The sequence below is a fragment of the Streptomyces sp. Q6 genome, assembly GCF_036967205.1.
GTDB classification, from domain to species: domain Bacteria; phylum Actinomycetota; class Actinomycetes; order Streptomycetales; family Streptomycetaceae; genus Streptomyces; species Streptomyces citrinus.
This window is the reverse complement of sequence record NZ_CP146022.1, coordinates 7,556,695-7,567,951: the sequence shown is the minus strand read 5'-3', so window position 1 is coordinate 7,567,951 and position 11,257 is coordinate 7,556,695. Positions and strand designations below refer to the sequence as shown.

The following is an 11,257-nucleotide window of genomic DNA, read 5'->3' as shown; positions in this document are numbered from 1 at the left end:
TCCCTTCGCCTCATCTGTCGCTCTCCTGTTGAGATGGGGGACACGGATCGGGCTCCGGACGCGGGCCGCTCGTCAGACGGGCCCGTACTCGTCGACGGCGTCGTCGCCGTCCGTGCTCCGGGGGCCCGGAGCATCGAGTGGATCGGCCGGCTGCTCGGGCGGCGGTCCCTGCTGTACGTGGGCGTGCGTCGAGGGGTGTTCCGGCTCCCCCGAGGCGTCCGCCGCGCCGACGGTCGGCAGATCTGCGGGTGACATGACAAGAAGTGTGCGGTGATTCCGGGCGCGGCTCGATCCCTCACCTGCGGGAATTAACCCCGCCGTGCCCGCGTCGGACGTTTTTTCGCACGGGGCGACGCGGGCCGGGGTTTACTCGTCGGCCGTCGAGGACCGCTGTGCGCCGCCGACCAGGCCCAGTTGCAGGACGCGGGTCGCGAGCGCGGTGCGCGAGGTGACCCGCAGCTTGCGCATCGCCGATCGCACCTGGCTGCCCACGGTCTGCGCGGACACCACCAGTTCTTCGGCGATCTGACGGTTCGTCCGGCCGCTCACGAGCAGGCGGGCGACCTCCAGTTCGCGCGGGGAGAGCCGGTCGCCGTAGCTGGGCCGTCCGCCTCGGCTCCGGCCCGGCCGGGCGCCGGAACCGCCCTCCTCCAGGACCCGGGCCAGCCGGTCCGCGTCGTCCAGGGCGCCCAGGTCCGACATCGCGTCCGCCACGTCGGACAGCAGGCGGACGCCGCTGTCGCCCTGGCCGTCGGCGAGCAGGCAGCGGGCGTGCCGCTCGCGGGCGAGCAGCGCGGCATAGGGCGCGGCAGCGCCTGCCACGCCTCGGCGGCCTCGGCGAACATCCCTGCCGCGTCGGCGCGTTGGCCGCGCGCCTCGGCCAGCATCGCATGGCAGGTCAGGAGGGACGCGTGCGGCGCCGGGGCTTGCCTGCCGGCCAGGATCCGCTCGAAGTCGGCGACGAGTGCGGCCGCGTCGTCGAGCCGGCCGGCGGCCACCAGAGCCTCCACGCGTACCAGCGCGACCTCGGCGGCGCGGGGCCAGATTCCCCTGCCGAGGGTGCTGCGGGCCGGTTCCTCGCTGAGCCGGATCGCTTCGTCCACATCGCCCTCACGCAGCCGCAGCCGGGCCAGCGCGGTCGAGGCGGCGATGCGCTGCTGGTCGTCGCGCCCGGCGAACCGCAGCCGCTCCCCGCCGCTTCCCTGTCCCCGCTGGCGGCCTTGAGCAGGCCGACGACGAGGGCCGCCGCGCACCGCTCCCGCTGCCGTACGCCGTGGTCGTCGCTCAGCCGCGCCGCCCGTTCGGCGAGGCCGGTCCAGGCGCCGGTCAGCCAGTCGAGACGGAGCCGCAGAGAGGCGATGATGTCGAGGTGGTCGAGGAGTTCGAAGCGTTCGGCGACGGCGAGGGCCCGGTCCAGGCGTGCCCCGGCCTCGGCGTGGCAGCCCCACTGCATGGCCTCCTCGCCGACGTTTCCGTGGCCGATCGCGACGATCTCGGCGTCCCGGGCGGTGTCCGCGCCGTCGGGGATGCGCCGGGCCTGCTCCCAGCCGGTCTCCTCGCCGAGCGCGAGCAGCACGTAGGCGCGTTCGGTCACCTGGTGCAGGCGGTCGTGGGGGGTGAGGGACGGGGCCGCCTCGGTCGCCTCGTGCAGCCAGGCCAGATGCTCCGACGCGGGACGCACCTGTCCGAAGGGCAGGGCCAGCAGGAGGCGGGCGCGGGCCGCCACCGACGAGTCGGGCGGGAGGTGCGGCACGGCCTCGCGGAGTTCGAGCCAGCCCGCCGACATCTCTCCGGACGCCATGAGGACCCGGCCGGTCTGGAAGCGTACGAGCGCCTCCTGTTCCGGCGTCATGGTCAGGCGCCGCAGGGCCGACCGCAGGGACCGGACGATCGGGGAGTACGGGTCGGAGCCGTGCAGCGCCTGGAACTGGATGTGCGCCACCAGTCGCACCAGCGGCTCGGCGGGCAGTTCGACGGTCGTGACCAGGCTGTGCAGCAGCAGCGACGACGTGGCGACGTCTCCGGACTGCACGCACAGGGCGACGGCCTCCTCGGTGTACCCGCGCGCGGCCTCGGTCTCGCCGGCCAGCCGGAAGTGCCGGGCCAGTTCGGCCACGGGCGGCGCGGGCCACCTCTCCAACGCGCGCCCGGCCCGCCGGTGCATGGCCCGCCGCTCCTCGGCGGGCACGGCCTCGTACAGGGCGTGCCCGGTCAGGGAGTGCCGGAACGACCACTGGCCGGGCCGGTCCTCGCGCAGCAGGCTGCCGGTCAGCGCGTCGGCGACCGCCGCGGGAAGCCGGTCCTCGGACAGGCCCGTCACCTCGCGCAGCGTCGCGTGGTCGGCCGATCCGGAGAGCACCGACATCGCGTGGAGCACGGTCCGGGTGTCGGGGTCGAGCCGTCTGACCCGTTCCAGGACGCCGTCGCGGATCGTGGGCGGCACCTCGATGCGGTCGAGGCGGCGGCGTGCCCAGGCGCCGTTGTGCCGGATGAGGTCGGCCCGGTCGTGGAGCAGCCGCACCGACTCCTCCACGGCGAGCGGCACGCCCTCCGTGCGCTCGTGCAGGAAGGTCGCGAACTCGGCGGAGACGTACTCGTCCGCCAGCATCGAGGAGACGACCTCCGCGGTCTCGCCGATGTCCAGCGGCCGCAACGCGAGCCTGACCAGGTGGGCTTCGGCCGGCAGCCGGGAGGAGAGGCGCAGCAGCAGCGAGTCGGACGGCACGTCCTCGCGCCGGTACGTCAGCACCAGGCTCACCGGCTGGGGTCTTCGGGAGACGAGGAACAGCAGGAACTCCAGGGTGGCCTCGTCGGCCCAGTGCACGTCCTCCAGGACGAGCAGGGCCACGTCGAGCCGGTCGAGGACCTCGACGAAGGCGCGGAACAGCCGGTGCCGGGCGGCGGACGCGTCGTCCAACAGCTCGGGGGCGGGCGGCAGTTCGGCCGCCCATTCGGGGAACAGCGGGCGGAGCGCGCCGCCCAGGCCGCTGAGTCCCAGCCGGGCGACGCCGTCGACCCCGTCGCGCACCGCGTCGACGACCGCGCCGAGCGTGTAGGGCACGCGCAGCTCGGGGCAGGCTCCGGCCAGGGCGCGGTGACCGCGTGCGGCCTGCGCGGCGAGGAACTCCCGCAGCAGCCTGGTCTTCCCGATCCCCGCCTCGCCCTCGACCAGGATCACGGCCGGCTGCCCGAGTGCGGCTTCGAGCGCGGCGACCTCGCTCTCCCGTCCGACGAAGCGCGGCCCGGACAGTCCGGGCAACCGACGACCACCGGTGTCGACCTGTCCCGACAATGCGCGTCTCCCTCAGTTGATCACCGCTGGGCCGCCATCGACTGTATCCACGAAGCGCTCATCTGTTCGCCCCGCGAGGGGAATCGTCGAAAGTCACCCCATCGAACTGCCGCACGCGGGCGCCCTGTTCAGGAGCGGACGAGCGGGGTGTCCACCAAGTGCTCGGCCAGGAACCACGCTTGGCGCTCCCCGGTCCTGATCACCTGGGAGACCAGCAGGTCGTTGGTGCCGTCGTCGCCGAGTTCGGCTGTCCTGGCGGCCGCGTCGTGGGCCTCGACGAGAATGGCCTCGTGTGCCTCCAGGAGCCGCGACAGCATGACCGGCACCTCCTCCACGCCGTCCGGGGGCCGCGGGATCGAGGTGATCTCGGCGACGTGCCGGGGGTCGCCGACCGCGACCCCGCCCAGGGACTGGACCCGTTCGGCGAGGGTGTCGACGAGTTCGAGCTGTTCCGTGGCGTGCTTGTCCAGGACCAGGTGGAGTTGGTAGAAGGTGGCGCCGCGCATCAGCCAGTGGTGCTTCTTGTAGAGGCCGTAGAGGATCTGGGTGTCCGCCAGGGCCTTGTTCAGCCGCTGGCAGGCGTACATCCGGGCCTCGTAGGTGAGGCCGACGGGGAACTGCTTGACGGTTCCGAACTCCTGGATGACCTCCCCCTTCTGGTGCAGCCACGGCTGGCTGCCGTTCGCGGGTCGGGAGTTGCTGGTCATGGTCCGCCTCCTGCGGTTCGTGCTGTGCGTACGCCGGTGACGCTAGGCGCGTACGGGCGGGCCGACTTGTCGTCGAGCGCATGCGCGGATGCCTGTCGGCGCACTGCGTCGCGCTGGCGGCCGAGGGGTTCGCTCTGGGGCAAGTGCCCGTGCGCCGACGGGCACGGGGGTCCCGCTTCCCGCTCCTAGCGTCCTCGGGACAGCCCATGGTGAGGAGTGACATGAATACGGACGAGCGGATCGAGCGGGTCGACGTGGTGGTCGTCGGTCTGGGGCCCGGCGGGGAGTACCTCGCGGGCACGCTGGCCGAGGCGGGCCTCGACGTCGTCGGGGTGGAGGCGGAGCTCGTCGGCGGCGAGTGTCCGTACTGGGGCTGTGTGCCCAGCAAGATGATGGTCCGGGCCGGGAACGTGCTCGCCGAGGCGGGACGGGTGGCCGCCCTGGCCGGCGGTGCGACGGTGGCCGCCGACTGGGGCACGGTGGCCGGCCGGATCAGTGGCGAGGCCACCGACGACTGGAACGACCGGGTCGCGGCGGACCGGCTGACCGCCAAGGGCGTCCGGCTCGTCCGCGGCAGGGGACGCCTGCGCGGCCCTCGGCAGGTCACCGTCGGCGCGCGTACGTTCGCGGCGCGGCGCGGTGTCGTGCTGGCCACCGGCACACGGCCTCGGACGCCCGCGGTGCCGGGCCTGGCCGGGACGCCGTACTGGACGAACCGGGACGCCATGGCGGCCAAGGAGCTGCCCGCGTCGATGCTGGTGCTCGGCGGGGGCGCCATCGGTGTCGAACTCGCCCAGGTCTTCGCCCGGTTCAGCTGTGCGGTGACCGTCGTGGAGGGGCAGGACCGGCTGCTGTCGCAGGAGGAGCCGGAGGCGGGCGAGCTGGCCGAGCGGGCGCTGCGGGAGGACGGCGTCACGGTCCTGACCGCCGCTCGGGTGCGGCAGGTCGGTCACGACGGTGCCGGGTTCACCGTCGCGCTGGAGAGCGGTGGCGAACCCCTGCGCGCGGAGCGGCTCCTCGTCGCCACCGGACGGTACGCCGACCTGGCCGCGCTCGGCGTGGACACGGTGGGGCTCGATCCGGCGGCCGGGGCCCTGGAGACCGACGGCCGGATGCGGGTCGCGGAGGGTCTGTGGGCGGTGGGCGACGTCACGGGCCGGGGTGCCTTCACCCATGTGTCCATGTACCAGGCCGAGATCGCCGTGCGGGACCTGCTCGGGCAGCCGGGGCCGGACGCCGACTACCGGGCGCTGCCCCGGGTCACGTTCACCGATCCGGAGATCGGCGCCGTGGGTCTGACGGAGCGCCGGGCGCGGGAGCGGGGGCTGCGGGTGCGTACGTCCGTGGTGCCGCTCTCGTCCTCCACCCGCGGCTGGCTCCACGGGCCGGGCGGCGAGGGGTTCATCAAGCTGGTCGAGGACGCCGACCGAGGGGTTCTCGTCGGCGCGACGTCGGCGGGTCCCGCGGGCGGCGAGGTGCTGTACGGCCTGAACGTGGCCGTGCACGCCGAGGTGCCCGTCGCCCGGCTGCGGCACATGATCTACACGTACCCGACCTTCCACCGGGCGGTCGAGTCGGCACTCGCCGCCCTGCACGCGGGGCCGGACCCCAGGTGACATGACAGCGAGCGACGCCGTCGTCGCACGGGCCCGCCGGAGCGTCGCTCCGGCGGGCGGTGGTTCAGCGGGCGAGTTCGGCCTCCAGCCACTCGACGATCTCCGGCGTCACGGGGTCGGTGATGTCGGCGAACTCGTCGTGGGTCTTCAGGAACTTGTCCACGTACGGGCAGACGGGCACGATCCGCAGGCCCGCCGCGCGCGTGTCGGTCAGCGCCTCCCGGACGAGGACCGAGGCCAGGCCCTGTCCGGCGAACGCCTCGTCGATCTCGGTGTGGAAGAAGACACGGCGGTCGTCACGGTCGCGGTAGGCGGTGAAGCCCGCGGTGGTGTCGGAGACGCAGATCTCGTAGCGGTGTCGCGGGTCCACCCGCAGGACGAGCGGGGCGGGGGTGGGCTGCTGGGTCATCAGGCGCCTTTCGGTCGGGTCGGGTTGGAGCGGGGGGCGATGGTGGCGTTGGGGAGGGCGGGCGCCGGGATCCGGTCGCCGTCGTAGCCCTCGACGTGGCCGAAGCGGTCGGAGGCGTTCTGCCACGCTTCCCTGGCTTCGACGATGTCCGCGTGGCTGCGGCCGACGAAGTTCCACCACATGACGATCTCTTCCTCGAACGGCTCGCCGCCGAGCAGGACGACGCGCGCGGGTTCGTCCGTCTCGTTCGTGAGCGTCAGGGTGTCGTGGCCGGGGGCCAGGTAGCCCAACTCGGCCTGTTCCAGGGAGGTTCCGGCCATCCGGACCGTGCCCCGGTCGACGAGGAGACCGTGCTCGAAGGTGGCGTCGATCGTCAGGGTGGTGGTCGTTCCCGGGTCGAGGACGAGTTCGGCGCCGAGCAGCGCGGTGAAGGTCGGCACGGGCGAGGTGTCTCCGGCGAGGGAGCCGAGGAAGACGCGGATGTCCGCTCCCCCGACCCGGACCGCGGGCGGCGCGTGGTGCCGGAAGTCCCGTGCGGTGTCACGGTGTTCCGCCGGGAGCGCGACCCACAACTGCACGCCGTGCAGGATGGTGGTGTCGGGGGTGGAGACCTCCGTGTGGGCGATGCCGAGTCCGCCGGTCATCAGGTTGACTTCACCGGGCCGCACCATGGCGTGGTTGCCCATGCTGTCGCGGTGCTCGATCTCCCCGCTGAACAGCCAGCTCACGGTCTGCAACCCGGTGTGCGGATGAGGCGCCACGTCCATGCCGCCCGAGACCGTCACGTCGTCGGGTCCGTAGTGGTCGGCGAAGCACCAGGCGCCGATGAGCGTCCGGGCCCGCTGCGGCAGCGTGCGCCGTACGGTCATCGCGCGGGGGCCGCCCAGCGGCACGTCCCTCGCCGACAACACGTCGACCCGTGGCCCGGGTTCACCGTGCTCGGTGGCCCCGCACCGCAGCTCCGCGGGGTCCGCTTCGACGTTGCTCATCGCACACCCTCCCTCTCCAAACTAGTTCATGATTCAACGAGTATGCCTGATGGTAAACCCTGGCTCCTCGGCGGCCATCCTCACGCGCCGCGCGCCGGGACCGCGTCAGGACGTGGCGCTCGGCACGCGTTCGGCGTCCGGTCCCGGTCGTGCCGGATCCGTTTCGGTGACCACCGGACCGGCCGTGGCGTCGAAGGCGTGGGTCACCTCGGGCGTCGTGCCCGGCTCGGTGAGCGCGCGGGCCAGTTCCTCCTGGCGGCGGTCCGTGGCCGTGGTCCGCGTGTGGTGCTGGTCGAGATGCTCCGCCCAGGAGGCGACCAGGTAGGTCTCGATGAACCGCTCCGGCTCCTTGCCGTCCTGGTAGAGACCCCAGGACAGGGCCTCGGCCCGTCGGCGCGAGCGGGCGACACGGTCCATGCGGCCGGTGAACGCCGCCCAGTTGGCGGACGGGACGCGGTGGACGACGGTCACGAGCACGGGCCCGTCGTCCTGCCCCGGCACGAACACCAGGGGCGGCTCGGGCCAGTGGTCCGACGGCGTCGGGTCGATGTCGTCCGTGCCGCCCAGCGGCCACCGCCGCAGGGTCGCGGCTCCGGCCAGCAGCAGTGCGCCGCCGATGAACAGGGCACTGGTCACCCCCAGCCACTCGGCCAGCAGGCCCCACAGCGGCGCCGCGAGCGCCTGCCCGCCCTGGAAGACCAGCAGATAGACGGCGAGGCCACGGGCCCTGACCCAGCCGGGCAGCCGCGCCTGGACGGCCGCGTTCAGCGTCGACAGGACGGCGATCCAGGCGAGGCCGGCGGGCAGCAGCGCCACCGCGGCCACCCAGGGCGTGCGAACCGTGGCCAGCACCACCAGCACGCAGGCGAGGACGAGCGGCCCCGCCGCGAGCAGCCCGTTGACGCCGCAGCGCCGCCGGATCGCGGGCAGCGCGAAGGCCCCGGCGACCGCGCCGCCCCCGACCACACCGAGCAGCAGCCCGTACCCGCCCGAGCCGAGCCCGAGCGAGCGGCTCGCGACCAGGGGCAGCAGGGACCACAAGGCGGCGCCGCCGGGGATGAACAGGGCCGTGCGGAGCAGGACGCGGCGGACCCCGGGCGCGTTCAGGACGTAGCGGCGGGCGGCGTGCGTGGCGGCCAGGAGCTTCTCGCCCCGGGCGACGGGGAGTTCGGGGGCCGGTCGCCGCCAGAGCGCCAGTACGGCGGTGATGCCGAGGTACGACAGTGCGTTGAAGGCGAAGACCCAGCCCGCGCCGGCCGCCGCGACCACCGCGCCGCCGAGCGCCGGTCCGACGGCACGGGCCAGGTTCATGTTCACGGCGCCGAGCGCGGCCGCCTGCCCGAGCTGTCGGCGTTCCACCAGTTCGGGCTGGACGGCCTGCCAGGCCGGGCCCATCAGGGCGGTGCCGCAGCCCAGCAGGAAGGTCAGGCCGAGCAGCAGCGCGGGGGTGAGCGCGTCGCGGAACGCCAGCACGGTCAGGCTCGTCGAGACGGCCAGCATGGCGACCTGAGCGGTGATCAGCACCGCGCGGCGGTCGTAGCGGTCGGCCAGCACCCCGGACGGCAGGGCCAGCAGCACGACGGGGAGGCCGGCGGCCGTCTGCACGAGCGTCACCAGCGTGGCGTCGTGCCCGATGAGCAGCCACTGGGCGCCGACCGTCTGCATCCAACTGCCGACGTTGGACACGAGTTGGGCGATCCACAGCGCGCGGAAGACGCGGGCCGCGAGGGGCGCCCAGGGCGAGTCCCCCGCCGGGGCGCCCTTCGCCGATGGTGCGGTGCTCATGCTGGTCCCTGCCGATGGGGGGAGTGCGGGCCGCCGGCGGTGCGGGTCGCCCGTGCCGTGCGGGATGCAGGCCTCGGTCACGGTAGGCCGGGCCGGCGGGTACGTCATGACCGAGAGCGCACGGATTCTGGTCCCCGAGTGCAGCGTCGTACTCCCCCGCCGTGCGGGGCGGCTGTACGGGTAGCTGTACGGGCGGACGTAGCTGATGGCCTTCCGGTCAGCCAGGAACGGGCCCGTCGGCTCGCGGGGCGGGGGTCGTGGCCCGCTGCTGCGCCCCCGGTTTCCGCACCGCGGGCAGGGGCGCACGAACGCCGCGTCAGCCCAGCGGCTTGATCCACGGCGCGTCCGAGCCGGAGAGACGGTGCACGGCGACCGAGGTTACGACGAGCAGCGCCAGCGCCAGGCCGAGGGCGAGCACGAGGTCGGCGTGGAGCAGCGCCAGCGCGCCCGCCAGGGCCCCGACGAACATCGCGAGGACGGAGAGCAGGCGCCGCCCCGGACGGGGAGCCTCCCCTCCCGCCGGGAGCGAGTCCGCGGCGAGCCCCGTCAGGGTCAGCGTGAGGACGGTCGTGGTCAGGTCCGGGACGCCGAGGCGCCGCGCGACCGCGTTCTGCGACCCCATGGCCAGGCCGAGCAGCACGATCAGGGTGTACCGGACCCCGGTTCCCGGAGTGCCGTGCGTGACGGCGGCCGCCACGACGGCTCCGGCGACCAGCAGCGTCTGGAGCGCCGTGGCGACGGTCAGCAGCCGTCCCCGGTGCGCGGCGAACCGCGTGCCGAACCGGCCTCCCGCCAGCGCGCCGACGAGGAACGACGCCATGGCGACGACCGAGGCGGACGCGGACAGGCCGGCGGCGCCCGCCAGGGCGAACCCGAGGAAGACCACGTTGCCGGTCATGTTGGCGACGAAGACGTGGCCGAGCGACAAATAGCTCACCGCGTCGACGACGCCGGTCACCACCGTCAGCGTCAGCATCAGCGGCATGAGCGGGCCGTGCCGGTCCCCCTTGGGCGGGACCAGCGTGTGGGCCGCGTCAGTCAGCAGCTTGCGCATGACGGGGTGTTCCTTCCGGTACGGCGGGGCGGCGCAGGGTCACACGGGTGAGCAGTCCTCCGGCCGGACCCAGCACGATCGCGGCGACCCCGGTCCACACGGGCCAGGGGTCGACGCCGAGCACGTGGTCGACCGAGAACCGACCGGGGCCGGTGAGCGCGAGGACCGCTCCGACGACGACGAGCACCATCGGGTACTCGTAGCCGTCGTCCTGCACCCACAGTCCCCTACTCCACTTCACGGTGCTCGCCACGGTCATGACGCCCATGGCCGCCATGCCCGCCAAGGGGGTGAGCAGCCCGGCCGCCAGGAACAGGCCGGCCCCGATCTGGCTGGTGCCGGCGGCCAGCGCCGTGAGCCGCCCGCCACGGAAGCCGTCGCGCCGGAACTCGTCGGTTCCGCCGGCGAGGCCCTTGCCGCCCAGCCGGAAACTGACCTTCTGCACTCCGTGCCCGGCGATGAGAACTCCCACCACCAGGCGCAGCACCAAGAGTCCGCTGTCCATTGGCTCCCACCTGTTCCTGACTGCCTGCTCGCTGCGGGCTGTTCACTGCTGGTTGTTCACTGCTGGCTGTTCACTGCTGGCTGTTCATTGCTGGCTGTTCACTGCTGGTCGCTTCGTGGCCGCCGCTTCCGACGGCCGGTCCCTGCCGGCCGGATCAGCCGGCCGCGTGGGCTCCGATGACGGCCTGCGCGTAGACGACGCCGAGGCCGTAGGCGCCCGCGTGCTCCTTCACGACGTCCGTGACCGGCACATAGGTCTCGGTGCGCGCCCAGTCCCGCTGGAGTTCGAGGAGCACCTGCACCCAGGTCACGGGAACGGCACCGGCCTGGATCATGCGCTGCACGGCGTGCTCGTGCGCCTGCGGGCTGACGCCGGCGGACGCGTCGGTGACGACGTAGACCTCGTATCCCTGGGCGAGCGCGGAGAGGGTCGGCAGGACGACGCAGACCTCGGTCCACAGACCGGCGATGACGAGCTTCTTGCGCCCGGTCGCCTTGACGGCCTCCACGAAGGGGACGTCCTCCCAGGCGTTCATCGACGTACGGTCGATGATCTTCTGGTCGGGGTGGACGTCGGTGAGCTGCGGCATGAGCGGCCCGGAGAACGATTCGGCGGCCACCGTGCTCAGCACCACGGGTACGCCGAAGACCTTGGCCGCCTTGGCGAGTCCGACGGTGGCGTTGATGACCGAGGAGCGGTCGGCGCTCCCGGCGGCGAAGAACATCTGCGGCTGGTGGTCCACGAACAGCACGGCGCAGTTGTCGGGGGTCAGCAGGTCGGGGGCGGGGGTTGCGGTGACCTCGGAGATGTCGACCATGGGGATGCCTTTCATGAGGGGGATGGAGGGGTTGAGCCGAGCGCCCGGACGTGCGCGGAGCGCGATGGTCCGCGGCGCTCGAC

11 protein-coding genes are annotated in these 11,257 nt (G+C 73.4%); 1 reads left to right on the top strand and 10 read right to left on the bottom strand.

The window, feature by feature from the left end; all coding sequences use genetic code 11:
* Nucleotides 1–72: 72 nt before the first annotated feature.
* The 4 genes from V2W30_RS34755 to V2W30_RS34740 all read right to left on the bottom strand — a co-directional run bounded on the left by V2W30_RS34755 (nucleotide 73) and on the right by V2W30_RS34740 (nucleotide 3,999).
* Complete coding sequence (locus tag V2W30_RS34755) at nucleotides 73–255, bottom strand: hypothetical protein (RefSeq protein ID WP_338702567.1); 183 nt, start codon at nucleotides 253–255, stop codon at nucleotides 73–75.
* A 111-nt stretch (nucleotides 256–366) separates the two neighbouring features.
* A complete protein-coding gene (locus V2W30_RS34750) occupies nucleotides 367–822 on the bottom strand; it encodes a helix-turn-helix transcriptional regulator (protein WP_338702566.1) in 456 nt (151 codons plus the stop codon).
* Between the two features lie 76 nt (nucleotides 823–898).
* Nucleotides 899–3,292 carry an ATP-binding protein gene (locus V2W30_RS34745; RefSeq protein ID WP_338702565.1) on the bottom strand — a complete coding sequence of 798 codons (2,394 nt, stop codon included), beginning with the start codon at nucleotides 3,290–3,292 and terminating at the stop codon, nucleotides 899–901.
* A gap of 128 nt (nucleotides 3,293–3,420) precedes the next feature.
* A complete protein-coding gene (locus V2W30_RS34740; protein ID WP_338702564.1) occupies nucleotides 3,421–3,999 on the bottom strand; it encodes a DNA starvation/stationary phase protection protein in 579 nt (192 codons plus the stop codon).
* Between the two features lie 221 nt (nucleotides 4,000–4,220).
* On the opposite strand from V2W30_RS34740, the gene V2W30_RS34735 reads away from it, so the two are divergent.
* The gene (locus V2W30_RS34735; protein WP_338702563.1) at nucleotides 4,221–5,615 is read left to right on the top strand and encodes an NAD(P)/FAD-dependent oxidoreductase; all 1,395 of its coding nucleotides are present in this window, start codon (nucleotides 4,221–4,223) and stop codon (nucleotides 5,613–5,615) included.
* A 64-nt stretch (nucleotides 5,616–5,679) separates the two neighbouring features.
* On the opposite strand, the gene V2W30_RS34730 is transcribed toward V2W30_RS34735, so the two are convergent.
* The 6 genes from V2W30_RS34730 to V2W30_RS34705 all read right to left on the bottom strand — a co-directional run bounded on the left by V2W30_RS34730 (nucleotide 5,680) and on the right by V2W30_RS34705 (nucleotide 11,174).
* Entirely contained in the window at nucleotides 5,680–6,024 is a 345-nt protein-coding gene (locus V2W30_RS34730; protein ID WP_338702562.1) for a GNAT family N-acetyltransferase, read from the bottom strand.
* Nucleotides 6,024–7,013 carry a pirin family protein gene (locus V2W30_RS34725; protein ID WP_338702561.1) on the bottom strand — a complete coding sequence of 330 codons (990 nt, stop codon included), beginning with the start codon at nucleotides 7,011–7,013 and terminating at the stop codon, nucleotides 6,024–6,026. The genes V2W30_RS34730 and V2W30_RS34725 overlap by 1 nt, the downstream gene beginning before the upstream one ends.
* A 105-nt stretch (nucleotides 7,014–7,118) precedes the next feature.
* The gene (locus tag V2W30_RS34720) at nucleotides 7,119–8,798 is read right to left on the bottom strand and encodes an MFS transporter (protein WP_338702560.1); all 1,680 of its coding nucleotides are present in this window, start codon (nucleotides 8,796–8,798) and stop codon (nucleotides 7,119–7,121) included.
* Between the two features lie 316 nt (nucleotides 8,799–9,114).
* A complete protein-coding gene (locus V2W30_RS34715; RefSeq protein WP_338702559.1) occupies nucleotides 9,115–9,852 on the bottom strand; it encodes a YoaK family protein in 738 nt (245 codons plus the stop codon).
* The gene (locus V2W30_RS34710; RefSeq protein ID WP_338702557.1) at nucleotides 9,833–10,357 is read right to left on the bottom strand and encodes a DoxX family protein; all 525 of its coding nucleotides are present in this window, start codon (nucleotides 10,355–10,357) and stop codon (nucleotides 9,833–9,835) included. Before V2W30_RS34710 ends, V2W30_RS34715 begins: the two co-directional genes overlap by 20 nt.
* A gap of 154 nt (nucleotides 10,358–10,511) precedes the next feature.
* Nucleotides 10,512–11,174, bottom strand: a complete 663-nt coding sequence (locus V2W30_RS34705; protein ID WP_338703876.1) for a hydrolase — start codon at nucleotides 11,172–11,174, stop codon at nucleotides 10,512–10,514.
* Nucleotides 11,175–11,257 lie beyond the last annotated feature (83 nt).

What these genes read in the sequence shown, in the direction of transcription:
- V2W30_RS34755 (WP_338702567.1), bottom strand. Translation starts at nt 255, where the DNA reads ATGTCACCCGCAGATCTGCCGACCGTCGGCGCGGCGGACGCCTCGGGG.
- V2W30_RS34740 (WP_338702564.1), bottom strand. Translation starts at nt 3,999, where the DNA reads ATGACCAGCAACTCCCGACCCGCGAACGGCAGCCAGCCGTGGCTGCAC.
- V2W30_RS34735 (WP_338702563.1), top strand. Translation starts at nt 4,221, where the DNA reads ATGAATACGGACGAGCGGATCGAGCGGGTCGACGTGGTGGTCGTCGGT.
- V2W30_RS34730 (WP_338702562.1), bottom strand. Translation starts at nt 6,024, where the DNA reads ATGACCCAGCAGCCCACCCCCGCCCCGCTCGTCCTGCGGGTGGACCCG.
- V2W30_RS34725 (WP_338702561.1), bottom strand. Translation starts at nt 7,013, where the DNA reads ATGAGCAACGTCGAAGCGGACCCCGCGGAGCTGCGGTGCGGGGCCACC.
- V2W30_RS34720 (WP_338702560.1), bottom strand. Translation starts at nt 8,798, where the DNA reads ATGAGCACCGCACCATCGGCGAAGGGCGCCCCGGCGGGGGACTCGCCC.
- V2W30_RS34715 (WP_338702559.1), bottom strand. Translation starts at nt 9,852, where the DNA reads ATGCGCAAGCTGCTGACTGACGCGGCCCACACGCTGGTCCCGCCCAAG.
- V2W30_RS34710 (WP_338702557.1), bottom strand. Translation starts at nt 10,357, where the DNA reads ATGGACAGCGGACTCTTGGTGCTGCGCCTGGTGGTGGGAGTTCTCATC.
- V2W30_RS34705 (WP_338703876.1), bottom strand. Translation starts at nt 11,174, where the DNA reads ATGGTCGACATCTCCGAGGTCACCGCAACCCCCGCCCCCGACCTGCTG.